Source organism: Thermobacillus xylanilyticus (assembly GCF_907165215.1).
GTDB classification, from domain to species: Bacteria; Bacillota; Bacilli; order Paenibacillales; family Paenibacillaceae; genus Thermobacillus; species Thermobacillus xylanilyticus.
In genome coordinates, this window is record NZ_CAJRAY010000089.1 from 1 (window position 1) to 24,142 (window position 24,142).

Annotated in this window: 23 protein-coding genes; 19 read left to right on the forward strand and 4 right to left on the reverse strand. The window is 60.0% G+C overall.

The features are described from left to right. Both KJQ12_RS16885 and katG read left to right on the forward strand, forming a co-directional pair. A partial coding sequence (locus KJQ12_RS16885; RefSeq protein ID WP_213486272.1) for a hypothetical protein occupies nucleotides 1-236 on the forward strand: 236 nt, incomplete at its 5' end. A gap of 80 nt (nucleotides 237-316) precedes the next feature. Further along, nucleotides 317-2,503 carry a catalase/peroxidase HPI gene (gene katG, locus KJQ12_RS16890; protein WP_213486274.1) on the forward strand — a complete coding sequence of 729 codons (2,187 nt, stop codon included), beginning with the start codon at nucleotides 317-319 and terminating at the stop codon, nucleotides 2,501-2,503. Between the two features lie 69 nt (nucleotides 2,504-2,572). Here the strand turns inward: katG and KJQ12_RS16895 are convergent, their stop codons facing one another. Continuing rightward, the gene (locus KJQ12_RS16895) at nucleotides 2,573-3,184 is read right to left on the reverse strand and encodes a hypothetical protein (RefSeq protein ID WP_213486276.1); all 612 of its coding nucleotides are present in this window, start codon (nucleotides 3,182-3,184) and stop codon (nucleotides 2,573-2,575) included. Nucleotides 3,185-3,389: 205 nt separating this feature from the next. Between KJQ12_RS16895 and KJQ12_RS16900 the strand changes: the two genes are divergently transcribed. Next, the gene (locus tag KJQ12_RS16900; RefSeq protein ID WP_213486278.1) at nucleotides 3,390-4,130 is read left to right on the forward strand and encodes a MerR family transcriptional regulator; all 741 of its coding nucleotides are present in this window, start codon (nucleotides 3,390-3,392) and stop codon (nucleotides 4,128-4,130) included. A 64-nt stretch (nucleotides 4,131-4,194) separates the two neighbouring features. On the opposite strand, the gene KJQ12_RS16905 is transcribed toward KJQ12_RS16900, so the two are convergent. Then, on the reverse strand, nucleotides 4,195-5,700 hold the full coding sequence (locus tag KJQ12_RS16905; RefSeq protein WP_213486280.1) for an ABC transporter substrate-binding protein: 1,506 nt from the start codon (nucleotides 5,698-5,700) through the stop codon (nucleotides 4,195-4,197). Nucleotides 5,701-5,833: 133 nt separating this feature from the next. Then, complete coding sequence (locus tag KJQ12_RS16910; RefSeq protein ID WP_213486282.1) at nucleotides 5,834-7,330, reverse strand: ABC transporter substrate-binding protein; 1,497 nt, start codon at nucleotides 7,328-7,330, stop codon at nucleotides 5,834-5,836. A 190-nt stretch (nucleotides 7,331-7,520) separates the two neighbouring features. Between KJQ12_RS16910 and KJQ12_RS16915 the strand changes: the two genes are divergently transcribed. From KJQ12_RS16915 to KJQ12_RS16960, 11 genes are all read left to right on the forward strand, one after another. After that, entirely contained in the window at nucleotides 7,521-8,210 is a 690-nt protein-coding gene (locus tag KJQ12_RS16915) for a uracil-DNA glycosylase (RefSeq protein WP_213486284.1), read from the forward strand. Between the two features lie 231 nt (nucleotides 8,211-8,441). Next, nucleotides 8,442-8,696, forward strand: coding sequence for a hypothetical protein (locus KJQ12_RS16920; RefSeq protein ID WP_213486286.1), 255 nt, complete (start codon nucleotides 8,442-8,444; stop codon nucleotides 8,694-8,696). Nucleotides 8,697-8,758: 62 nt separating this feature from the next. Beyond that, nucleotides 8,759-9,556: an alpha/beta hydrolase family protein gene (locus tag KJQ12_RS16925; RefSeq protein WP_213486288.1), complete on the forward strand. Its 798-nt coding sequence runs from the start codon at nucleotides 8,759-8,761 to the stop codon at nucleotides 9,554-9,556. Between the two features lie 309 nt (nucleotides 9,557-9,865). Further along, the gene (locus KJQ12_RS16930) at nucleotides 9,866-10,852 is read left to right on the forward strand and encodes an ArsR/SmtB family transcription factor (protein WP_213486290.1); all 987 of its coding nucleotides are present in this window, start codon (nucleotides 9,866-9,868) and stop codon (nucleotides 10,850-10,852) included. Further along, nucleotides 10,849-11,736 (forward strand): extracellular solute-binding protein, encoded by an 888-nt coding sequence (locus KJQ12_RS16935; RefSeq protein WP_244860661.1) that lies wholly within the window; start codon nucleotides 10,849-10,851, stop codon nucleotides 11,734-11,736. Before KJQ12_RS16930 ends, KJQ12_RS16935 begins: the two co-directional genes overlap by 4 nt. After that, the gene (locus KJQ12_RS19705; RefSeq protein ID WP_244860662.1) at nucleotides 11,737-12,177 is read left to right on the forward strand and encodes a type 2 periplasmic-binding domain-containing protein; all 441 of its coding nucleotides are present in this window, start codon (nucleotides 11,737-11,739) and stop codon (nucleotides 12,175-12,177) included. 73 nt (nucleotides 12,178-12,250) lie between these two features. Further along, a complete protein-coding gene (locus KJQ12_RS16940; protein WP_213486292.1) occupies nucleotides 12,251-13,144 on the forward strand; it encodes a carbohydrate ABC transporter permease in 894 nt (297 codons plus the stop codon). A gap of 3 nt (nucleotides 13,145-13,147) precedes the next feature. Further along, the gene (locus tag KJQ12_RS16945) at nucleotides 13,148-13,984 is read left to right on the forward strand and encodes a carbohydrate ABC transporter permease (RefSeq protein ID WP_213486294.1); all 837 of its coding nucleotides are present in this window, start codon (nucleotides 13,148-13,150) and stop codon (nucleotides 13,982-13,984) included. A 20-nt stretch (nucleotides 13,985-14,004) separates the two neighbouring features. After that, nucleotides 14,005-15,099 (forward strand): family 43 glycosylhydrolase, encoded by a 1,095-nt coding sequence (locus tag KJQ12_RS16950; protein ID WP_213486295.1) that lies wholly within the window; start codon nucleotides 14,005-14,007, stop codon nucleotides 15,097-15,099. Between the two features lie 37 nt (nucleotides 15,100-15,136). Beyond that, nucleotides 15,137-16,942: a glycoside hydrolase family 2 protein gene (locus KJQ12_RS16955; RefSeq protein ID WP_213486296.1), complete on the forward strand. Its 1,806-nt coding sequence runs from the start codon at nucleotides 15,137-15,139 to the stop codon at nucleotides 16,940-16,942. 35 nt (nucleotides 16,943-16,977) lie between these two features. Continuing rightward, the gene (locus KJQ12_RS16960) at nucleotides 16,978-17,919 is read left to right on the forward strand and encodes a glycoside hydrolase family 43 protein (RefSeq protein WP_213486297.1); all 942 of its coding nucleotides are present in this window, start codon (nucleotides 16,978-16,980) and stop codon (nucleotides 17,917-17,919) included. A 43-nt stretch (nucleotides 17,920-17,962) separates the two neighbouring features. Here the strand turns inward: KJQ12_RS16960 and KJQ12_RS16965 are convergent, their stop codons facing one another. Beyond that, a complete protein-coding gene (locus KJQ12_RS16965; protein ID WP_213486299.1) occupies nucleotides 17,963-18,562 on the reverse strand; it encodes a DJ-1/PfpI family protein in 600 nt (199 codons plus the stop codon). Between the two features lie 124 nt (nucleotides 18,563-18,686). Between KJQ12_RS16965 and KJQ12_RS16970 the strand changes: the two genes are divergently transcribed. The 5 genes from KJQ12_RS16970 (at nucleotide 18,687) to KJQ12_RS16990 (ending at nucleotide 24,071) form a co-directional block, all read left to right on the forward strand. Continuing rightward, the gene (locus KJQ12_RS16970) at nucleotides 18,687-19,541 is read left to right on the forward strand and encodes an aminoglycoside 6-adenylyltransferase (protein ID WP_213486301.1); all 855 of its coding nucleotides are present in this window, start codon (nucleotides 18,687-18,689) and stop codon (nucleotides 19,539-19,541) included. Between the two features lie 320 nt (nucleotides 19,542-19,861). Then, complete coding sequence (locus KJQ12_RS16975; protein ID WP_213486303.1) at nucleotides 19,862-20,845, forward strand: ABC transporter ATP-binding protein; 984 nt, start codon at nucleotides 19,862-19,864, stop codon at nucleotides 20,843-20,845. Further along, nucleotides 20,842-21,645: an ABC transporter permease gene (locus KJQ12_RS16980; RefSeq protein ID WP_213486305.1), complete on the forward strand. Its 804-nt coding sequence runs from the start codon at nucleotides 20,842-20,844 to the stop codon at nucleotides 21,643-21,645. Before KJQ12_RS16975 ends, KJQ12_RS16980 begins: the two co-directional genes overlap by 4 nt. Before the next feature lie 8 nt (nucleotides 21,646-21,653). Beyond that, on the forward strand, nucleotides 21,654-22,436 hold the full coding sequence (locus KJQ12_RS16985; RefSeq protein WP_213486307.1) for an ABC transporter permease: 783 nt from the start codon (nucleotides 21,654-21,656) through the stop codon (nucleotides 22,434-22,436). A 282-nt stretch (nucleotides 22,437-22,718) separates the two neighbouring features. Further along, nucleotides 22,719-24,071, forward strand: a complete 1,353-nt coding sequence (locus tag KJQ12_RS16990) for an MFS transporter (RefSeq protein ID WP_213486309.1) — start codon at nucleotides 22,719-22,721, stop codon at nucleotides 24,069-24,071. The last annotated feature ends 71 nt before the right edge of the window (nucleotides 24,072-24,142 follow it).

The window sequence follows — 24,142 nt, forward strand, 5'->3', positions numbered from 1 at the left end:
TCTTTTTCTATGTCCGCTTTTTCCAATTCCTACACCCACGAAGATTTTACACTAACGCAGCAAACCGGGCCGGCAACGTGCGGCTGACCGGAAGCCAATGCGCGTCAAACCAGTTGATCAAGGCCGGCAAACCGGGCAAATCCCCGTCACCGTTCACCAGCGGCGGGCAGCGGAATTCCCCGCGGCTTCGGCGGCGGAGCCCGGCATCGGCGCAGATGGAAAATGAAAAAGCTTGATAAAACGCCCGAATCGGTTTATAAATAGATTAGAATTATTATTATATAATTTTAAATCTAACGGTACGGGAGTGATCGGAATGGACACGACGGCAAGCACCGGCAAATGCCCCTTTTCGCACGGCAGCGTCACGAGCCACCGGTCGGAGGCGACCACGAACAAACATTGGTGGCCCAACCGGCTCAACCTGAGCATTCTGCGTCAGCATGACCGGAAATCGAACCCGATGGGCGAAGATTTCGGTTATGCGAAAGAATTTGCCAAGCTGGACTACTACGCGCTGAAAGAGGACTTGCGCAAATTGATGACCGAAAGCCAGGAATGGTGGCCGGCCGATTACGGGCATTACGGTCCGCTGATCATCCGCATGGCCTGGCACTCCGCCGGAACGTACCGCATTTTCGACGGCCGCGGCGGCGGAAATACCGGCACCCAGCGGTTCGCCCCGCTGAACAGCTGGCCGGACAACGCCAATCTTGACAAAGCCCGCCGGCTCCTGTGGCCGATCAAGAAGAAATACGGCAACAAGATTTCCTGGGCCGACCTGTTCATCCTCGCCGGGAACGTCGCCATCGAGTCGATGGGCGGCCCGACGATCGGTTTCGGCGGCGGACGCGTCGACGTCTGGCATCCGGAAGAAGATATTTACTGGGGTTCCGAGAAAGAGTGGCTGGGCGACAACCGGTACTCCGGCGACCGCGAGCTCGAAAATCCGCTGGCGGCCGTCCAGATGGGCCTGATCTACGTCAACCCGGAAGGTCCGAACGGCAAGCCGGACCCGCTCGCGGCCGCGCGCGACATCCGCGAGACGTTCAGCCGGATGGGGATGAACGACGAGGAGACCGTGGCGCTCATCGCCGGCGGCCACACGTTCGGCAAAGCGCACGGAGCGGGCGACGCCGCGAAGGTCGGTCCCGAACCCGAAGCCGCGCCGGTCGAGCACATGGGTCTCGGCTGGATCAGCTCGCATGGTTCCGGCAAAGGCCGCGACACGATCACCAGCGGTCTCGAAGGACCGTGGACGACGAATCCGACGCAGTGGGACATGGGCTTCTTCCAGAACTTGTTCGGCTATGAATGGCAGTTGACGAAGAGCCCGGCGGGCGCCTGGCAATGGGAGCCCGTCGATCCGAAGCCGGAACATCTGGCGCCGGACCCGGAAGATTCGTCCGTCCGCGTCAAGCCGATGATGCTGACCACGGACCTGGCGCTCCGGTTCGATCCCGAATACGAAAAAATTTCCCGCCGCTTCCTGGAAAATCCGGACGAGTTCGCCCAGGCGTTCGCCCGCGCGTGGTTCAAGCTCACGCACCGCGACATGGGGCCCCGCACCCGGCTGCTCGGTCCGGAAGTGCCGGAGGAAGACTTCATCTGGCAGGATCCGGTGCCTGCGGTCGATTACACGCTGTCGGAGGAACAGATCGCGGACATCAAGCAGCGGATTCTGGACTCCGGCCTGACGGTGAGCGAACTCGTCACGACGGCGTGGGCGGCAGCCAGCACGTTCCGGCACACCGACTACCGCGGCGGCGCGAACGGCGCGAGAATCCGTCTGGCGCCGCAGAAGGATTGGGAAGTCAATCAGCCTGAACAGCTTGCGAAAGTGCTGCGGATTCTGGAAGCCATCCAGGAAGAGCTGGAACCGAAGGTCAGCCTGGCCGACCTGATCGTGCTCGGCGGCAGCGCGGCGGTCGAGAAAGCGGCGCGGGACGCCGGATTCGACGTCAGCGTTCCGTTCGCGCCGGGGCGCGGCGACGCTTCGCAGGAGCAGACCGATGTCGAAAGCTTTGCCGTGCTGGAGCCGCTCGCCGACGGATTCCGCAACTATGTGAAGAAAGGCGTTCAGGCGAATCCGGCGGAACTCCTGATCGACAAGGCGCACCTGCTGGGCCTGACCGCTCCGGAAATGACGGTGCTCATCGGCGGTCTGCGCGTGCTCGGCACCAACTTCGGCGGCACGAAGCACGGCGTATTCACGGACCGCGTCGGCCAGCTGACGAACGACTTCTTCGTCAACCTGCTGGACATGAACATCCAGTGGAAACCGGCCGGCGACGGCGTGTACGAAGGACGCAGCCTCAAGACGGGCGAAGTGCTGTACACCGCGACGCAGGTGGATCTCCTGTTCGGCTCCAACTCCGAGCTGCGCGCCATCTGCGAAGTCTACGCCCAGGACGACAATCAGGAGAAATTCGTGCGCGACTTCATCGCCGCCTGGGTCAAGATCATGAACGCGGATCGCTACGATTTGGCTTTATCGCATTGATCCCATACCAAAAACAAGGAGCAGTATGGACGACATACTGCTCCTTGTTTTTTGCGGATCAACCGATATTCAGCCGATATTCGTATTCCTTTCACTGTCCAGCCGCTCGTAGACGACGGCGCCTTCCGGGGCATGGGTCGTCAGGTTCATCTGCCTTGCCCGCTGAAGCAGCCGGTAGAGCGTCTCGAGATCGGCCTGGGCGGCCGCGTCGCCGAGCGCTTCGAGCGCGGCGATCCGCTGGCGCAGCGCCTTGTTCTCTTTCTCCACCGCTTTCACGCGGTCGCGATAGCTGGTCAGTTCCTGGGCCAGATTCGCGAACAGCACCTGCACTTTCGGCACGGCGTCCAAAAGCTGCGAAAGCGCGGCGGGGAGCTGGGGCGTCTTCGCCAGTCCCTTCGTGAGCGCGGCGCTGTCCGCCGGGGCGGACGCCTGATTTCCGGCCGCTTCCTGGCGTTTCTGGCGCCGGCCGCGCCGCGGCTGCACGGGCAGGGTGTAATGGTTTTTGAGTTCGGTGTTCCAGCGGAATCCGCAGGCCGCCGCCGATCGGCCGGGCAGCAGTTCCGCAGCCGCGGCAAATGCCGCCGTCAGCGATGAACCGGATTCCACATGCTGACGGATGACGCCGACCAGCGTCTCATCCTCGCCGGGTGTCCATCTTGCGCGTGTTTTCTCCGAAATCACTGGCATACACTCCCTTCGATTCTGTTACCATTGTTGCCGAATCCGGGCAATCTATTCTTGCGAAACTCGGAATTTCCCGAAATCGGTTCGTGCAATTCACCGGATATGCGAGATGGCGTGCGGTATAAATTTTTTCAAAAAGCCGCTTGACTCTCACGTTACGTGATACTGTAGATTGGGGTGCGAAAGGAGGTCAGACCTTTCCATGCGGGTGAAAGAAGTGGCCGAACTGGCCGGCATCAGCGTGCGCACGCTCCATCACTACGACGAAATCGGCTTGCTCGTGCCCGACGGGGTGACGGAAGCCGGTTACCGCATCTATTCCGAGCGAAATCTCGAGATGCTCCAACAGATTCTGTTCTTCCGCGAGCTCGGTTTTCCGCTGAAGCGGATCAAGGAGATTGTCACGGATCCGAATTTTGACCGGCTGGCAGCGCTGGAACTGCATCGGAACATGCTGCTGGAGCGGAGAAAACGGCTGGACAACATGCTCGCCACACTGGAAAAAACGATACGACACATGAAAGGGGAAATTCCGATGACGGCGCAAGAACGATTCGAAGGGCTTGACTTCAGCAAGAACCCGTACGAGGAGGAAGCCCGCAAACGTTGGGGAGACGAGGCGGTCGACCAATCGATCGCGGCGCTCCGCAGTCTGTCGAAGGAGGAAATGGCCGGGCTGCAGAACGAGATGAGCGCGATCTACCGGAAACTGGCCGGGCTCCGACATACGGCGCCCGATTCGGATGAGGCGCAGGCTGCGATCGGGGAATGGTACAGCCTGCTCCGGAGGTTCGGCAACTACCCGCCCGAAGCGTTCCGGAGTCTCGGCCAAATGTATGTGGACGATGAACGGTTCACGAAGAACATCGACAAATTCGGTGAAGGACTTGCCGCATTCATGCGCGACGCGATGGCCGTTTACGCGGATCGTTTGCAGGCGTGAAACGGCGGAAGGCAAAGCCCGGAGGCTTTGCCTTCCTTGTGTTCCGCGGCCTGATTCGGCCGGATTATTCGGCTGAGCCTTCGCCGGCCGCGCCCGCTTCCCCTTCACCGGATTCGGCCGGCATGACGACCATGCCCGATTCGACCGAAACGCCGGCTTCGTTTCCGCCTGCAGCTCCATTCGCTTCCTGGTTGGCAATCGCTTCATCCAGCGCCGCCTGCAGCCGGGTCTGCATGCTGGCGAGCGCTTCCGCCACGGTTTTCTGGTCGTCCACGACAGCCTTCAGTTCTTCCGTGCCGATTGTGTAGTATTGCATGAAGAAATCTTGCGGCAGATCTTCAAATCCGGCGTACTTTTTGTTGTTCGACGGTTTCAGCGCGTAGAAGGCCGCCATGTTCCGGCCCTCCTCATCCTGGATATATTTCGTGCGGACCGGTAACTGGCCGGTGTAAGCCTTCGACTTGACCCGCGCGTAATCGTCGCTGTGGATGTAACGGATAAATTCCCATGCCGCGTCGCGATTGGGCGACTCCGCATGGATTGCGAAGATGTTGGAAAACGAGAAGTCGTTCGTATAATCGGGATTGGCCGGATCGACCGGAATGGTGACGAGATCCCAATTTTTAACAATTTTGTCCGGGATGATGTTCGCGGCTTCACGGATTCGCTGCATCAGATACAAGCCGTCGATCGCCATGGCGACTTTGCCGCTGACGAACGGATTCTGCAGCAGATAATCCTCGTAAGATCCGCTGAAGCTCGTATTCTCATTATTGTACAAGGTGTCGGACCGGATGGCCCTGAGCGCCGTCTCGAACGCGTTGACCCAGGATTCGGAGTCGATCGAAATCCGCTTGTCGGCCGGGTTCACCACACGCAGTCCCGATGTCGTCCCGATGGCAAGTCCAAGCTGGAACAATTCCGTCGAATAGCCGAGACTGAGGCCGTAGATCCGGTCTTCGTCCGATCCGTCCGTCGGGAACCGGCCGGCCAGATTGAGCACTTCCTCCCAGCTCATCTTGTCGGTCGGATAGCTGATATTGTACCGGTCGAACAGGTCCTTGTTGTAGTAGATCGCCTGGCTGTAGAAGTGCGGTGTAAGGCCGTACAGTTCGCCGCCGCCCTTTTCCCGCATCAGATCGACAAGCCCCGGAATGAATCCTTCAAGATCCAGCTTGTCCCGCGTCAGATAGGACTCGAGCGAGACGAGCCGTCCGTCGGCGGCGAACTTTTCATATTGATCCTGGTTCAGCATCAGAATGTCCGGCTTTTCGTCCTGGATGAACTGCTCGAATTTCTTCTCGTACTCTTCGCTGCTCTGGATTTCGGATGCCTGAAGTTTGCTCGTGCTGACGACTTCGAATTCGACATTCGGGTTGAGCGCGTAATACAGCATGCCGTAATCGGAGTTGAACGCTTGTTCGTCCCAATATAACACTTTAAGCGTTACCGGCTCGCCGCCTTGCTCACGGTTGCCGGCGCCGGAACTGCATGCCGCAAGGAGCAACGCCAACGTCAACAACAACACCAGCCAGCGTGACATTCGCCATCTGTTCGTGTGCTTCTTCATCTTGTTTCTCCCCACTCCTTCTCCCATTTTTGCGTCGTTTTCTTGAGGATTTGTTGTGTGTGAAGGCGGCACTCTATATTAACGGTTTTGATTATATCTGGTTTCATAGGAATGCCGCCCCAGACCTGAGGAGCTATTCGACCGCGTCTTCACCGGCATCATCCGCCGCCGCCTCATCGGCGTCAATTCCGGTCGAAGCGCCTGTCCCGCCCGGAATCGCCGAAGCGTCTCCGCTATCCTGATTCGCGAGTGAGGCGTCCAGCGCCGCCTGCAGCCGGGTCTGCATGCTGGCGAGCGCCTCCGCGACGGACTTCCGGTCATCCATGACAGCCTGCATCTCTTCCGTACCGATGGTGTAATATTGCATGGAAAAGTCCTGCGGCATATCTTCGATACCGGCGAACAGGCTGGATGATGAGGGTTTCAACATGTAGAAAGCTGCCATGTTCCGGCCTTCACTGTCCTGAATATATTTGGTGCGGACCGGAAGCTGCCCGGCGAATGTTTTCGATCTGACCTGCGCGAATTCGTCGCCGTGGATGTAGCGAATAAATTCCCAGGCCGCGTCGCGGTTTGCCGACTCCGCATTGATCGCAAAAATGCTGTAGAACGGAGTGTCATGCGTATAGTCGGGATTTGCGGGATCGACCGGTATGGTGACGAGATCCCAATTTTGCACCGCCTTGTCGGGGAAAGCGTTCGCGGCTTCCCTGAGCTGCTGCAGCAGATAAGTCGTGTTTATCGTCATGGCGACTTTGCCCGCGATGAACGGATTCTGGAACAGATAGTCCTCGTAAGTCATGACGCCGCTGAAGTCCGAATTGTCATTCGGGTACAGCGTGCCGGAACGGAAGGCTTTGAGCGCCGTCTCGTACGCGCGGACCCACGATTCGGAATCGATCGACACCCGCTTGTCGGCAGAGTTCACCACGCGGAGCCCCATGGTCAACCCGATCGTTTGTCCGAACTGGTGCAAATTCGATGCCGTATAGCCGAGATCGATGCCGTAGATTCTGTCCTCGTCCTGCCCGTCCGTCGGAAACCGCCCGGCCAGATTGAGCAATTCCTCCCAGCTCATCTTGTCGGTCGGATATTCGATGTTGTAACGGTCAAACAAATCTTTGTTGTAGTAAACGGCCTGGCCGGAAAATTGCGGCGTCAGACCGTACAGTTCGCCGCCGCCTTTCTCACGCATCAGATCGACCAGGCCCGGGATGAGCCCTTCGAGATCGAACTTGTCATCGGCGACATAGGATTCGAGCGAGGCAAGCCGGCCGTCGGCGGCAAACTTCTCGTATTGATCCAGGGTCAGCATCAGAATGTCCGGTTTTTCGTTCCGGATGAACTCGTCAAATTTTTCATTGTAATCGCCTTCTCCGGTTTGGATGGAACTGGTGCTGGCAATCTTGATGTCGAAATTCGGATGCGTCGCATAGAACAGCAGGCCATAGTCGTTGTAGAATATCTGTTCGTTCCAGTACATGATTTTGAGCGTTGTCGGTTCGCCGTCCGACTCCCGGTTTTGGCCTCCCGAGCTGCAAGCGGTCAGCAGCAAGGCCAAGGCGAGCGCGGCCGGCAGCCAGCGCTGCAGGCGCAGCCGGATCGTGGTATGTTGGATTGAGCGAAACAAGGAAAACTCCTCCCCTTTGATCAATATTTTGTTGTACGCTGCGGTGTGTGTCGCTTTTTCGCTGGCAAAAGTCGGCTCTATATATAGACGTTGGATATAAAGATTTGGTTTCGTTTGGAAGATTTGGAGATGGCCGTGATGTGGACAAAACCGCCTTTCGCGCGGATAATGGAAGCGGGAGGAGAAATTCGTGGCAATTTTGCGGAACGATTGGGCCGATTACCTGGAAGCGGAGTTTTCGAAACCGTACTATCAGCAATTGCGCAAGTTTCTTGTCGAAGAGTACCGGACGCGGGTCATCTATCCGGATATGTACGATATTTTCAACGCGCTTCACTATACGTCTTACGCCGACACGAAGGTGGTCATTCTCGGGCAGGACCCCTATCACGGACCGGGGCAGGCGCACGGTCTCTGTTTCTCGGTGAAGCCGGGCGTGCCGCAGCCGCCGTCGCTGCAGAACATTCTCAAGGAACTGCATGACGATCTCGGCTGCGCGGTGCCGCAGCACGGCTGTCTGGTCCGCTGGGCGAAGCAGGGCGTCCTGCTGCTCAACACCGTGCTTACGGTGCGCGCCAACCAGCCGAATTCGCACCGCGGCATGGGCTGGGAGACGTTCACGGACCGCGTGATCGAGACGCTGAACATGAAACAGGAGCCGGTCGTGTTCCTGCTCTGGGGCAGCCATGCGCAGAGCAAGGCGCAGCTCATCACGAATCCGCGCCATCATCTTATCCGCTCGCCCCATCCGAGTCCGTTGTCGGCGTACCGCGGCTTCTTCGGCAGCCGCCCGTTCTCGCGCGCGAACCTGTATTTGCGGGAGAACGGCGTGCCGGAGGTTGACTGGCAGCTTCCGCTCCATGCGGACGAGGCGATGTGATCGGCCTGGCTTGTCATGCGCGGCGGCGTTGGGCGGAACGGCGCCGCGTCCTCCGCAGCATGTCCCCGATTCAATGGTTGACAGACCGCCGCCCCCGTGTTAAAGTGTTGCTCATCAGCCTATACCCACTAACCATATAGGAATTATAAAAAATGTCGACCATTCCCGTGGAGACTTTCTGCTGCCCCCGCAGGCGGAAAGTCTCCGCGCTGTTTCAAGGAGGAATTGCCGATGGCTGATACCGTGGGAGAGGTCATCCACTGGCCGGACTACAAGTTCGCGGAATATTGCAAGAGCCGCTATCGGGTCAACCGCGGCGTGTACAACACGATCGACGCCTGGCTGTACGACCACGGCTGCCGCGATATCGGAGAGCGGCGGCAATTGATCTTGCTGTTCCTGGCGGCATGCAGCGACCATTCCGAACCAGATAAAGGCAAGTTTCTCAAATTCGGCAAAGGCGGTCTGTCCGACCGCATCCGCTAGTACGTGTTCGGCAGCCGGGATGCCGGCCGCGGCTTGTACCACTGAAAAGGAGGGAGCGGACCATGAGTCTGCAGACGGCCGTTATGCTCGAACCGTTCCGCCTGGAACAGACGGACGGCACGGTGCTGGAAGGCGAGGTGCGGGCGACCCGGTACGACGGGCGGAAGCCGGTGCTGATCCTCGGCCACGGCTTCCGCGGGCACAAGGATTGGGCATTCTGGCCGGATGTCGCGGAGCGGTTCGCACGGCAAGGCTATTACACGGTGACGTTCAACTTCGCGCGCATCGCCGCGGCCGCTTCGGGCGGCGAGCGGAAGGCGGCGGAGACGGTCACGCTGTCGCGCGAGCTTGAAGACTGGCATGCGATCGTGAAGGCCGCGGCTCGTGGCAAGCTGCCTTTGGCGGAGGAAGCGGACCCGGAGCGGCTGGCCGTACTCGGTCACAGCCGGGCGGGGACGAGCAGCCTGCTGCTCGCCGGCGAACGGCCGGAAGTAAAGGCAGCCGTCGTCTGGAACGGCGGCGGCGCGCCGATCCGCCCTCCGGCGGAAGACGGGCGGGAGCTGACGCCGGCGCAGCGGGCGTTGGTCGACGATCTCGACCGCAACCGCGAACGGTTTGACGTCAGACGGGTGTTCGCGGCGCTCGACATTCCCGTGCTGGTCGTTCAGGGCGGATGGGACAGCGAGCGGCTGCTGGAGCAGCACCGTGCGCTCCGGGAATCGGCTCCGCATCAGACCTATGTCATCATCCCCGACGCCGACCACCAGTTCGGCGCGTCCGACCCGTACAAGGGAACGACGGAAGCGCTCGATATCGCGTTCGACGAGACGGCGGCGTTCCTGAGCCGCATCCTGGATTGATGGCGCCTCGCTGGCGCGGCAATGCAAAAAGAGCTTCCCGATGATCCGCGGGTGGATCAGACGGGGAGCTCTTTTGCATTTTCAACCTGTCTTCAAGTCCAGAATTACGGAATTGTCAGAATCTTCATTTGCAACAATAAATATTGTTTTAAATCTTTTTTTGCGGACAAATAAAATATATGTTGCAGAAATAGTTGCGCCAAATTATAATTAAAAGCGATTACAAACAAAAATAATTGTTCTAAACAACCTCTTTTCCAGTATGGTACAATTTTTATTGTTGCAAATTGAAGAAAAGAGGGGAAACCGATGAGAATCGAACGGGACGATTCCAGCCAGGAAAAGCTGAACCGCATTCTGACAACAAATCTTGATGAATTCGTCCATATTGCGAAGGCGCTTTCAACCGACTTGCGCGTGGAGATTTTCAAGGCGCTGCTGGGGCATCCCCGAAACGTCGTGGAAATTGCCGAGATGTTCGGCCTTCCCGCTTCGACCGCAGCGATCAACATCCGGAAGCTGGAGGAAGCCGGGTTGATCCAGACCGAGATGGTGCCCGGCACCCGCGGCACGCAGAAGCTCTGTTCGGCCGTGTACAGCCGGATCGTGGTCGACCTTACGCATGTCAGGTCCGAGCCTTCGGAATCGAGCGTGGAAGTGTCGCTTCCGATCGGCCAGTTTGTCGATTCGCAGGTGTCCGCCCCGTGCGGCATCTTGAGCGAACATTCCATCATCGGCGAAATGGATGACCCCCGCGCGTTCTTCGAACCGGAACGGATTCAGGCGCAGCTCATCTGGTTCCGCCGCGGCTATCTGGAATACCGGTTCCCGAACCGCGTTCCGCGCGGGGCGGTCATCCGCCATCTGGAACTGTCCATGGAAATCTGTTCGGAAGCGCCGCTCCACAAAAGGGACTGGCCTTCAGATATTACACTGTGGATCAATGGAAAGGAGGTGGGAACCTGGACGAGTCCCGGCGATTTCGGAGGCGAGAGGGGTCTGCTCACACCGGAGTGGTGGGGGGTTGAAAACACGCAATACGGACTTCTGAAAACGTGGCGCGTCAATTCCGAGGGCTCTTTCATCGACGGCAGGCATATTTCCGTTCTAACGATCGACGAACTGGCACTGGATGATCTGCCTTACCTGACGGTCCGCATCGGGATCAAACCCGACGCCATAAACGACGGCGGCATGAATCTGTTCGGACGGAAGTTCGGCAATTATGAGACGGACCTGCGCTTGAAACTGGATTATGTCAGACAAAACCAAAACTCGGGGGATGATTCGACGTGAAGCGTTTGAAATGGCTGCATTTCGCCCTGGCGGCATGTCTTGTCCTGGCTCTGTCGGCCTGCGGTTCCGGCGGTTCCGGGAAGTCTGATTCCCAAACCCAAAACAATAACCAGACGGGTTCTTCGGATTCGGAGGCGCCTTCCGGCGATTCCGCTCCGAAGGGCAAGACGGAGCTGGTGTTCTGGTCGCCGTTCTCCGGTCCGGACGGCCCGTTCATGAAGAAAATCGTGGACGCTTACAACGAGCAGTCCGACAGCTACCAGGTCAAATTCCAGATCCAGCCGAACGGCGACTACTACAAGCTGCTTGACAACGCGTTCGGCACGAAGAAGAACATGCCGGACCTCATGATCATGCACCTGGATGCGATTCCGACCTACGCCAGAAAAGATCTGCTGCAGCCGATGGACGATCTGGCCGCCAAGGCGGGCATCACGAAGGAAGACTATGTCGACGCCGCCGTCAACTACGCGACGATCGACGGCAAATGGTGGGGCATCCCGCTCGACATCCATCCGCTGATCATGTACTACAACAAGGATCTGTTCGCGGCAGCCGGCATCGAGCATCCGCCGACCAACCGGGAAGAATTCCTGGAGGCCGCGAAGAAGCTGACCGATCCGTCGAACGGACAATGGGGCTACGTGATGCCGACGCTGTGGCCGCAGCAGTTCATCTTCCCGTCGCTCCTCTATCAACAGGGCGTCGATCTGGTGGACGCTGACGGCAACCCGAACCTGAACTCGCCGGAAGCGGTGGAAGCGCTGGCGTTCATGAAGAGCCTCATCTTCGAACACAAGGTATCGCCCGAGAACGTCGCCCAGGACGGTGAAGTGAAGCTGTTCCTGCAGGGCAAGAACGCGATCCAGTTCAACGGGCCGTAGATGAAGGACCAATGGGACAAGGCCGGCATCAACTACGGCGTCGCGCCGATTCCGGTGTTCTTCGATCAGCCGGGCGTCTTCGGCGGCTCCCATACGTTCGTCGTGCCGAAGGAACAGACCGACGCCGTCAAGCTGGAAGGCATCGGCGACTTCCTGAAATATGTGGCGGGCCACTCGCTCGACTGGGCGGAATCCGGCCAGGCCGTCGCATCCAAGCAGGTGCTGGCGAGCCCCGAATTCCAGGCGCTCACGCAGCAGCAGACGGAAGTGGCCAAGGAGTTCGACTATGTGCACTTCGCGCCGCCGATTGAGGATTGGGGCTCGATTGTCGGCGAACTGTGGACGCAGATCAATCTGACGCTGCTGGGCAAGGCGGAGCCGCAGGCGGCGCTTGACGAAGCGCAGAAGAAAGCGCTTCAGGCGATCGAAGCGAAAAAATAATCGCAGACGTTCGTGTGCTTCAGCGGGCGGGTAGCAATACCCGCCCTGTCATTGACAAGGGGTGGTGGATCGGATGCGGGGCAGCTGGAGATCGAAATTGACATCGAGTCTGTTTGTCCTCCCCTATTTCGTTTGTTTTGCGCTGTTTCTGCTATACCCGCTCGCTTCGGGGATCGTGCTCAGCTTCCAGGATTACGACATGCTCGGCTCGCGCGAGTTCATCGGCCTGGAAAACTACAAGAACATTTTCACGCCGGGCACGTTGATCCACGACCTGTTCGTGCGCGGCCTGAGCGGCACGTTCAAGTTCGTGATCTATTCCGTGCCGTTCCTCGTCATCGTCGGGCTGGCGCTCGCGCTGCTCGTGAACGCGCTGTCGACCCGGGTCCAGGGGTTCTACCGGACGATCTTCTTCATGCCGTACGCGATTTCGGCGACGGTCATGGCGACGATCTGGATGCGGGTGTTCGATACGGACACGGGGTTCCTGAACATCCTGCTCGACAAAATGGGCAAGGCCGGTCCGCACATCGGCTGGCTGAACGATACGCCGTGGGTCTGGATCGCGCTCGTCTTCTGCACGATCTGGTGGACGGTCGGGTTCAACATGATCATTTTCATCAACGGGCTGAACGAGGTGCCGGAGGAGCTGTACGAAGCGGCAAGGCTGGACGGAGCAAACGCCTGGCACCGGCTGATCCACATTACGCTCCCGTCGATCCGGAGCATCAGCACGGTCGTGCTCATCATGACCATCATTGCCTCGTTCAACGTGTTCGCGCAGCCGTTCCTCATGACGCGCGGTGGGCCCGGCTACGAGACGACGGTGCTCCTGATGAACATCTTCGCCGTGGCGTACGGACAGCATCAGGGCGGCGCGGCGTCCGCGATGGCCATCGTGCTCGGGCTGATCATGATGGTCGTCTCGACGGTCATCTACCGTCTCCTGTCGGGAAGGAGGGGTTGACCGATGCGTACAAAAATCAATCGGCTGCTGCTCATCCTGCTGGCGACGGCGATCGGCGTCATGTTCATCGTGCCGCTGATCTGGATGGTCACGATTTCGCTGAAATCCGACATCGAGGCGTTCCTGCCAGATCTGAGCTTCATCCCGAAGGAACCGACCTTGATCAACTACATCGAGGCGCTGAAGGGCGGCGATCTGGATGTGCCGATCATCCGCTGGATCTTCAACTCGCTGATCGTGTCCACCGTCGGGACCGTGCTCGTGCTGACGATCGACGCGCTGGCGGCGTACGGTCTCGCGCGGCTTGACGTGCCGTTCCGCAAGGCGCTGATCTCGATGTTCCTGAGCACGATGATGATTCCGGGGATCGTCTGGTTCGTGCCGCAGTACATCCTGTTCCAGGATCTAGGTCTGATCGGCACGTACGGCGCGTTCTTCCTGCCCGCCACGGCCGGCGTGTTCGGCGTCTTCCTGCTCTACCAGTTCTTCCTCGGCTATCCGACGGAAATCGAGGAAGCGGCGTACATGGACGGGGCGAACAAATGGCAGATCTTCGTCCGGATGTTTCTGCCCGCCTCGAAATCGATTCTGTGGACGCTGGCCGTCATCACGTTCATGGGTATTTTCAACGACTACATCTGGCCCTATTACGTCTCCGGCGGCAACGAGGACATGCTCACGCTGACGGCGGGCATCGCGGTCATGACCCACGGCAGCTATGTGAACTACCCGAACAAGCTGATGGCCTTGTCGGTGATCGCGACACTGCCGATCCTGATCGTCTTCCTGCTCGCCCAGAAGTCGATCGTGAAGGGCATCATTCATTCGGGCATCAAATGACGGACGGGGGAAGCCGAAAGATGGCAACCGCTATGCGAAAAACGGTGCTGTGGATCGCCGCGCTCGGGGTGCTGGCCGCCGCGGCCGCGATCGGCGTCCGGCTTGCGGTGAAGCCGCAGGCAGCCGAGAAGGCCCAGACCCCGCCGGCGCCCTATCAAAACCCGGTGTTCGAGCCGGTGCTGGCCGACCCTTCCGTCATCCGGGGGGAGGACGGCTGGTTTTACGCCTACGGCACGGAGGACACCTGGGACGACGGCGCCGCGCACCTGATCCCGATCGTCCGCTCGCGCAATCTGACCGGGTGGGAGTTCGTGCGGGACGCGTTCGAGACGAAGCCGGACTGGAAGGACGAGGGCTGGCTGTGGGCGCCGGATATTTCGTTTAACGAAGAAATCGGAAAATATTACCTCTATTACTCGTACTCCACCTGGGGCGATCCGAATCCGGGCATCGGCGTGGCCACGGCCGACACGCCGGATGGGCCGTTCACCGATCACGGACCGCTGTTCACGAGCGAGACGATCGGCGTCGCCAATTCGATCGATCCGTTCTGGTTCCGCGATGACGACGGGACGCCGTATCTGATCTGGGGCAGCTTCCACGGCATCTACGGCATTGAGCTGTCCGCGGACGGCCTGGCGATGGCGGGCGAGAAGTTCCAGATCGCGGACAACCGGTTTGAAGCGCCGTATATCGTCAAACGCGGCGATTTCTATTATTTCTTCGGCTCCGTCGGCTCCTGCTGCGAGGGAGCGTTCAGCTCCTATCACGTCAAAGTCGGGAGGGCCGAATCGATCCGCGGTCCGTTCACGGACCGGGACGGACGGGATTTGCTGCTCGGCGGAGGCACGACCATACTGGCGGCGAACGCGGTTCCGGATCCGGAAGGAAGGCAGTTCGTCGGACCCGGGCACAACGCCGTCGTCACCGATGACGCGGGGGGCGACTGGATCGTCTACCACGCGATCGACACGGATGAGCCGACGCTGCTCACGGGGGCGACCCGGCGGCCGATGATGATCGATCCGCTCATCTGGGAAGACGGCTGGCCGACCGTGCATCTGCAGGAGCCGGGCAAGGCTTCGCGGCCGGGACCCGTCGTACGGGAGAACTGAAGCAAGATACAGACACCATGGACACAGGAGTGGTAAGATGGCACGCCGCAACGAATACCCGAGACCGCAGTTTGTCCGGAAGGAGTGGCAGAATCTCAACGGCACATGGCAATTTGATTTCGACGACGCGGACATCGGGGTGAAAGAAAAATGGTTCCGCCCGGACCACCAGCTTTCCCGCCGCATCGAGGTGCCGTTCGCCTACCAGTCGAAACTGAGCGGCATTCATGATCCTTCGTTCCACGACTGGGTGTGGTACAAGCGCGATTTCAAGGTCGACCCGGGCTGGAAGGGCAAGCGCGTCCTGCTCCATTTCGGCGCCGTCGATTACCGCGCGTGGGTGTATGTGAACGGGCAGTATGCCGGAATGCACGAAGGCGGGCATACGCCGTTTCATTTTGATATTACGGATTTGCTGACGTGGGATGAGGAGCAGGTGGCCGTGCGCGTGGAAGATCCGTCAACGGATGAGACGATTCCTCGGGGCAAGCAGTTCTGGCTGGAGAAGCCGGACGCCATCTGGTACACGCCGACGACGGGCATCTGGCAGACGGTGTGGCTGGAGGCCGTGTCCGACGCGCGGCTCGAGCGGGTGAAGTTCCAGCCGGATCTCGATCGCGGAGACGTGATCGCCGAGTTCGAGACGACGCGCGCCGCAGCCGGCATGACATTGGACGTGGAAATCTTGTTCAAAGGCCGGACGGTCGTCACGGATCAGATCGTGATCCACGAGCCGTATGTGAAGCGCGCGTTTCATCTGATGAACCGGAACATCTTCCGCACGGCGGCGCACCACGACGGCTGGACGTGGACGCCGGAAAATCCGAACCTGTTCGACGTGAAGCTTACGCTGCGGCAGGACGGCCGGGCGGTCGATGAAGTCGAGACGTATTTCGGCATGCGCAAGATCCATACCGAGCGCGGCATGGTGTACCTGAACAACAAGCCGTACTTTCAGAAGCTCGTGCTCGATCAGGGCTATTGGCCGGACGGCCTGCTCACCGCGCCGAGCGACGACGATCTGAAGCGGGACATCGAGCTCGCCAAGGCGATGGGCTTCAACGGCTGCCGCAAGCACCAGAAGGTGGAGGACCCGCGCTTTCTCTATTGGGCGGACCGGCTGGGCTTCCTCGTGTGGGGCGAGTGCGCTTCGGCGGCTTCCTTCTCCGCGGACGCCGCGGCGCGTCTGACGCGGGAGTGGATCGAAATCGTGGAGCGCGATTTCAACCATCCGTGCATCGTGGCGTGGGTGCCGCTCAACGAAAGCTGGGGCGTGCCGGATATTCGCAGCAGCAGGCAGCAGCAACACCACAGCCTGGCGCTGTACAGCCTGATCCACTCGCTGGACCCGACGCGGCTCGTCGTCTCCAACGACGGCTGGGAGCTGACGAAGACCGACATTTGCGCCGTGCACAATTACAACCACGGCCAGCCGGATGAGCCGGACAAATACGAGTATTTCAAAGCGTCGCTGTCGACGAAGGAAGAGATTCTGCGTTCGCAGCCCGGCCGGCGCGCCATCTACGCGAACGGGTTCGAGCACGAAGGCGAGCCGATCCTGCTCACCGAGTTCGGCGGCATCGCCTACCGGGTCTCCGATGAGCAGGGATGGGGATACTCGTCCGCGGGCAGCGCGGAGGAGTTCGTCCGGGAGTATCGCCGGATCATGGAGGCGGTCTACGCGTCCAAAGTCCTTCACGGATTCTGCTATACCCAGCTCACCGACGTGGAGCAGGAAGTGAACGGGCTGCTCACCTACGACCGCAGGCCGAAGTGCGATCCGGAGCAAATCCGCCGGATCAACGCGATGTGGCATCCGGGCGTCCTGCGGGAGCAGACATGAGTTGAATCCAGACGGGGAAAGGGGAGCTCAAACGGATGCAGACCGGTTTTCGAACGATCCGGACGGTGGACGTGAGCGACATCCATATGCGCGATCCGTTCGTGTTTCCGCATGCCGCAGAAGGAAAATACTACCTGTTCGGCACGACGTTCGCGGACGGCTGCGGGGACAAGGATCCGATCTTTGAAGTGTACGTCAGCGAAGAACTGCGGAGCTGGACCGGGCCGTACGTCGCGTTTCAGCCGCCGAAAGGTTTCTGGGGCGTCCGGCATTACTGGGCGCCGGAAGTGTTCGAGATTGACGGGAAGTTCTTCATGTTCGCGTCTTTCAAGGGCGGCATCGGCGAAAACCGCGGGACGGGCATTCTTGTCGCCGACCATCCGGCGGGGCCCTACCGGCCGCACAGCGACGGCCCGGTGACGCTGCCGGGCTGCGAGTGTCTGGACGGCACGTTCTACGAGGACGAAGACGGACAGCGCTGGATCGTGTTCTGCCACGAGTGGACGGAAATTTACGAAGGCAGGATCAAGGCGCTGCGGCTGACCCGCGATCTGAAGGCATCGTACGGGGAGCCGGTGGAGATCCTGAACGCGGCGGAGATGAAATGGCTCCGGCTGTTCGGCGATCCGCGCATCGAGAAGCAGGGATATCTGACCGACGCGCCGTTTCTGTACAAGGCCCGGAACGGGGAGCTGATCCTGCTCTGGTCGAGCTATTCGGTGCCGAACTACGGCGACGCGGGGCTGGGCGGCTATACGGTCGCGATTGCCCGTTCCGCCGGCGGCAGAATCGAAGGTCCCTGGACGCACGACGACCGGCTGCTCCTCGACCGCAACGCGGGGCATTCAAGCCTGTTCCGCGATTTTCAGGGGCAATTGTGGATCAGCACGCACCATCCCGACACGCCGCACGGACGGGAACGGCCGCTGTTCCTGCCGGTGGAGGAAATCGAAAACGGACTGAAGCTGCGGGAGTAAGGCTCCCGCAGTTATTTTTTGCCGATGGTATTTCGCTCCGGTTTCAGCCTTCGGCCATGTAAATGTCGGAACCGTCGGCTCCGAGATAGTAGGGATACTCCATTTGCTGCTGAATCGTCCGTGCCGCCTCTGCGCCTTTCAGCAGTTCCACAACGTAGAGTCCGAGGTCGACGGATGCGGATACGCCGCCTCCCGTAATGACATGGCCGTCCCTGACCACCCGAGCTTTCACGACTTCCGCGCAGTACGGTTCCAGCAATTCGAAGGCGGATGCGTTCGTCGTTGCCCTATTTCCCTGCAGGAATCCCGCCGCGCCGAGCAGCAGCGCGCCCGTACAGACGGAAATTTTCCACTTGGCCGATTCCGCCGTCCGGATCCATCCGACAAAATCGTCATCGTGCCGGAGCGTTCTCGTGGCCATGCCGCCCGGCGCGAAGACGAGATCGTAACCGGACAGATTCGGCCGGACCTTGCTCACGCGATACGTGATGCCACGGTCGTCGGAGACCTCTTCCCTCATGGCGCAGAAATCCCAGGACACACTTTCGCCGCCTTCCATCAGCCTCAGCCGCGTCACCGCTTCGAAAAATCCGATCCCGTCCAGCGAGGTCATGCCGTCGAACAGGATGAATGCCATTTTCAAATCGAACGCCCCCGTTTTTTGACGTTATTGTACAATAGAAGAATGGCGGGCGAAACCGGAGACGGCGTTTTTTGCGAAGTTTGCGGGGCACCGGGAGCCGCTAATACAGTCGGGAGGTCACGGCATGCGGTCGGAGCGGGATATGATGGAGCTGATTGTCGGGTTTGCGAAGGCGGATGAACGGGTGCGGGCGGTTATCCTGAACGGTTCCCGGGCGAATCCGGATGCGCCGCGCGATTGTTTTCAGGACTACGATATCGTCTATGCGGTCACCGAAGTGGAGCCGTTCGTCCGGGACCGGAGCTGGATCGGCCGGTTCGGCGACGTGCTCATCATGCAGACGCCGGATGATGCGGCGCTGTTTCCGGCGGAGATCAGCCGGCCGGGATTTGCGTTCCTCATGCTGTTTCAAGACGGGAACCGGATCGATCTGACGTTCTGGCCGGTTGACCGGCTCGGCGAAATGGAAGAAGACAGCCTCAGCGTCCTCTTGCTCGACAAGGACGGCGCAATCGGCGAGCTGCCGCCGCCGAGCAATCGCAGCTATCTGACGCAGCCGCCGACGGCCGCCCGGTTCGCAGGTTGCTGCAACGAGTTCTGGTGGGTCAGCACGTATGTGGCGAAAGGGCTGTGGCGGCGCGAACTGCCGTACGCGAAGGCGATGCTTGAAGGCCCGGTACGCGCCATGCTGATCCAGATGTTGAAGTGGTACGTCGCGGAGATGTCGGATAACAAGGCGGACCCGGGCAAGGAAGGCAAGTATCTGCAGCGGCATCTTCCGCCCGCCATGTGGGAACAGCTGGTGCGCACGTATCCGGACGGCGATTACGACCGGATCTGGAACGCGCTGTTCGAGATGGCGGATCTGTTCCGGACCGCCGCGGCGGCGGTGGCGGAGCGCTGCGGCTTCGCCTATAACCGGAGGGAAGATGAGCATGTCACGGAGTATCTGCGTCGTGTGAGACAGATGCCGCGTTGAGCGCGGCATTTTTTATTGGCGGGCGGCGCGGTCTGCAGATGTTGCCGGCCGCTTGTACGGCGGATGCCCTGCACTTGACAAACCGGAGCCTGCCAACTGCGTCCCCGCCGGCAAGCGTCGCGTGCCCCGGCAGCAGCAAAAAATCCGGCACAACCTGTGCCGGAATTCCGTTTTTGACAGTATTAAAGTAAGGGTGCGTTTTCCGCTCCTTATAATAGTATTAAAACTCATCATTTTTTATAAGTCTATACTTTTCTTTCCTCTTTGGATATATTTTTTTCTGCAATTCGGGAACCGCACAGATCCAAAGGGGTGAAAACTTGAGTCTCATTACCTTGCAGGGCATCGGCAAGTCGTTCAAAGTGGCGAAGCGATCGGCGGGGTTCGCGGAAGCGGTCAAGGCGCTCTTCGTCCGCGAGCATACGATCGTGGAGGCGCTGCGGGACATTTCGTTCACCGTCCGCGAAGGCGAGATCGTCGGGTACATCGGCCCGAACGGCGCCGGCAAGTCGACGACGATCAAGATCATGAGCGGCGTGCTCGTCCCGGATGCCGGCACCTGCACCATCATGGGCTTCACGCCCTGGAAAGACCGCGTCCGCTACGTCCGGCACATCGGCGTCGTGTTCGGCCAGCGGTCGCAGCTCTGGTGGGATGTGCCGGTCATCGACTCGTTCGAGCTACTGCGCGACATCTATGCCATTCCGCCCGGCATCTACAGAAAAAATCTTGACATGCTGACCGAAATGTTAAGCCTCGCCGACATCATCCGCACGCCGGTGCGGCAGCTCAGCCTCGGCCAGCGGATGCGCTGCGAGATTGCCGCTTCGCTGCTGCATGACCCGGCGATCCTGTTCCTTGACGAGCCGACGATCGGCCTCGATGCCGAGAGCAAGATCGCGGTCCGAAACTTCATCAGGACGATCAACCGGGAACGCGGCGTGACCGTCATCCTGACGACCCACGACATGCACGACATCGAGGCGCTGGCCGGCCGCATCCTGATGATCGGCAAGGGAACGCTGCTCTACGACGGCAGCTTGTCCGAGCTGCGCAGCCGCTACGGCACACAGAAGACGATCACGGTCGACTACAAGGCGGGCGCCAGCCCGATCGACGTGCCGGGCGTGCAGTGCCTGTCCCGGTCGTCCGGACGGGCGGTCTACACCTTCGACTCCGACCGGATCGACATCACCGAACTGATCAACCGGCTCTCGGCCGGAGGCGAACTGGCCGATGTCGAGATCGGATCGCCGCCCGTTGACGAATTGATTCTGCGATTGTACAAGGAGCATCGCGTATGAATGCGCCGCTGTCGCTCCTCAAAATGCGGTTTCTGATGGGGCTCCAGTACAGGGCGGCCGCCGCAGCCGGCATTCTGACGCAGCTGTTCTTCGGCCTCATCCTCATCATGGTGTATGCCGCCTTCTACACGCATAACGGCGAGGCGCAGCCGATGACGCTGAAGGAAGTGGTCGCCTACGTCTGGCTGCAGCAAATGTTCTTCGCGCTAATCGTGCTGTGGCAGTTCGACGGCGAGCTGTTCGAACTGATCACCGGCGGCAACATCGCGTATGAACTGTGCCGGCCCTGGCGGCTCTATCCGATCTGGTACGCCAAGCTGCTGGCGGCGCGTCTGGCGTCCGCTTCGCTTCGCTGCCTGCCCGTCGCGCTTGTCGTCTTCATCCTGCCGGAGCCGTACCGGATGCCGCTTCCGGCGTCGCCGGCCGCGTTGCTGCTCTTCATCCTGGCGCTGCTGTCCGGGCTCCTGCTCGTCGCGGCCATCTCGATGCTGGTGTACATCTCCGTCTTCTGGACGATGTCGCCGGTCGGTTCGGTGCTCATGATCGCGGTGGCGGGCGAGTTTTTCGCGGGGATGATCGTGCCGGTTCCGCTGATGCCGGACTGGATGCAGACGCTTGCGGGTCTCCTGCCTTTCCGCTGGACGGTCGACTTTCCGTTCCGGGTGTACACCGGCCATATCGGCGTGCGGGAGGCGCTCGCGGGCATCGGAATTCAGATGATCTGGCTTGCGGCGCTCGCCGCCGCCGGAGAGTGGCTGATGGGACGGGCGCTCAAGCGCGTCGTCGTGCAGGGAGGTTGATGCGGGCCATGCGCCTCTATTTCAAATACATGTCCATTCTGTTCAAATCGCAGATGCAGTACCGGACATCGTTCCTCTTGCTTTGCGCCGGCCAGTTCTTCGTCCCGTTCGCCGTGTTCGCCGCCATGTACTTCCTGTTCGAGCGGTTCGGCGGGCTCCCCGGCTGGACATTCCATGAGGCGGCGCTCTGTTTCGGCGTCATCCAAATGGCATTTGCGCTGGCGGAATGCTTCGTGCGCGGCTTCGACGCGTTCTCGAACCTGATCGTGCGCGGCGGTTTCGACCGGCTGCTCGTCCGGCCGCGCGGCACGGTCATCCAGGTGCTCGGCTCCAATTTCGAGTTCACCCGTTTCGGCCGGATGCTGCAGAGCGCGGTCGTCCTCGGCATCGCGGTATCGGGACTTCCCGTCCAATGGACGCCGGGGAAAATCATCACGCTGATCCTCATGATTATCGGCGGGGTGGTCGTCTTCAGCGGCATCTACATCCTCGCGGCCACGTTCTGTTTCTGGACGGTGCAGGCGCTGGAAGTCGCGAACATCTTCACGGACGGCGGGCGCGAGATGGCGCAGTATCCGCTCGACATCTATGCCAAATGGGTCACGCGTTTCTTCACCTTCATCATTCCGTTCGGCGCCGTCAGCTATTTGCCGCTGCTCTACATCCTGGACCGGACGGACGGCCCGGACCTGCTGTACATGGCGATGCCGCTCGCCTCGCTGCTGTTCCTCCTGCCGTGTCTGGCGGTATGGCGCATCGGCGTCCGGCGTTACCGGTCCACCGGATCGTAATGCGGCGCATGCCAGCGTAACTGACGCGCCTTATTTGTGTCAAACCACGGGGTTCCGGAAATCCAAAGAAACAGAGAAATGCGAACGATGCCATTTTCGACAAAATCGCGGCGCTTGGTTTCGTCAAAAACGTTCTCCGCCTTTCCACCGCAGCTCCCGATCTTCGGATCGGGAGTTGTTTCATATACCGAAGTATATCATCTTATGTTAAAAGATATATTTCCGTTTATTTATCAACGCAAGTAAAATCAAAGATACATCATTGCGGAAGGGGAAGATTTCATGGAAGCGGCGGTCCGGCAACCATCCGGGGCAAAATTGCTGCGGATTCTGGCGTTTACGACATCCATCTCCGTCATGAGCGCCACCATGTTCAACATCGCGCTGCCCGTGATTGCGGCGGAATTCGGACTGTCCCTGTCGCAGGTCAGCTGGGTATCCTCGGCCTACCTGCTGGTTTATGCGGTCGGAACGATCATTTACGGAAGATTGGCTGACGCTTTCAGCCTTAAACATCTCATTGCGTACGGGCTCATCTTGTTCTCGCTCGGTTCGTTGATCGGTCTGTTCGCCCCGCACTATTGGGTCATTCTGATCGGCAGGGTGCTGCAGGCAGCCGGCGCGGCGGTGATTCCCGCCATCAGCGAGATCATTCCGGTGCGGTATTTCCCGCCGGAAAGCCGCGGGCGCGCATTCGGCATCGTGATGACCGGTCTGGCGATCGGCAGCGCGCTCGGCCCGGTCGTCGCCGCCTTCGTGATGAGCGTCCTGAATTGGCAATGGCTGTTCTGCATGCCGCTGTTCGCGCTGCTTACGGTGCCTTACTACTTCAAGCATCTGAACGACAAGCCGTCAGGCGCCGCCGGCATCGATTGGCCGGGGGGCGGATTGTTTGCCTGCGCGACAGCCTTGCTGCTGCTGGCCGTTACGAATGCGTCGTGGATGTATGCCGGCGGTTTTCTGGTGCTGTTCATGCTGTTCCTGGCGAGAATCCGGACCGCTCCCGAGCCGTTCATAACTCCGGAACTGCTTCGCAACAAGCCGTTTGTGTCCGGGCTGGCGGTCATGTTCGTGACGACGGGGATCGGGTTCGCGCTGGTCTTCCTCAGCCCGCAGCTGCTGGCGAACGTCAACCGGCTGGAGCCGGGGCTGCTCGGATTCGCGCTCGTACCGGCCGCAATCGCGACGGCGCTGTTGGGACGCCTGGGCGGCGCGCTGGCGGATCGGAAAGGCCATTTGTTTCTTTATTTCCTGGCGACGTCCCTGCTCGCTGTCAGCTTCATGCTGATGTCAACTTTCGCGGGCATGTCGCCTGTGCTGATCGCCGTCGCTCTGATATTCGGCAATGTCGGCCAATCATTCTTGTCCATTTCGCTGTCCATCGCCGTCTCCCGCTCGCTGCCGCAGGAGCAGACCGGCGTCGGCATGGGGCTGACGGCCATGCTGAGTTTCATTGCCAGCGCCTTCGCTTCGGGAATCTATGCCGGGATCATCGACAGGGGCGCGGACGCGGCCTGGAATCCGGTGAACGGTCATCCGGAAGCCGCCGTGTACAGCAACCTGTATCTGGCGCTTGCGGTTCTGCATCTGCTTCTCATGCTCGGCCGCTATGCAAAAGCCGCCCGTTCAACATGAACAGGCGGCTTTGATGCTGTACGCCCGGCATGGGCGTCATCTCTACGGTGAAAGTCCGGAATGGGGGCTGG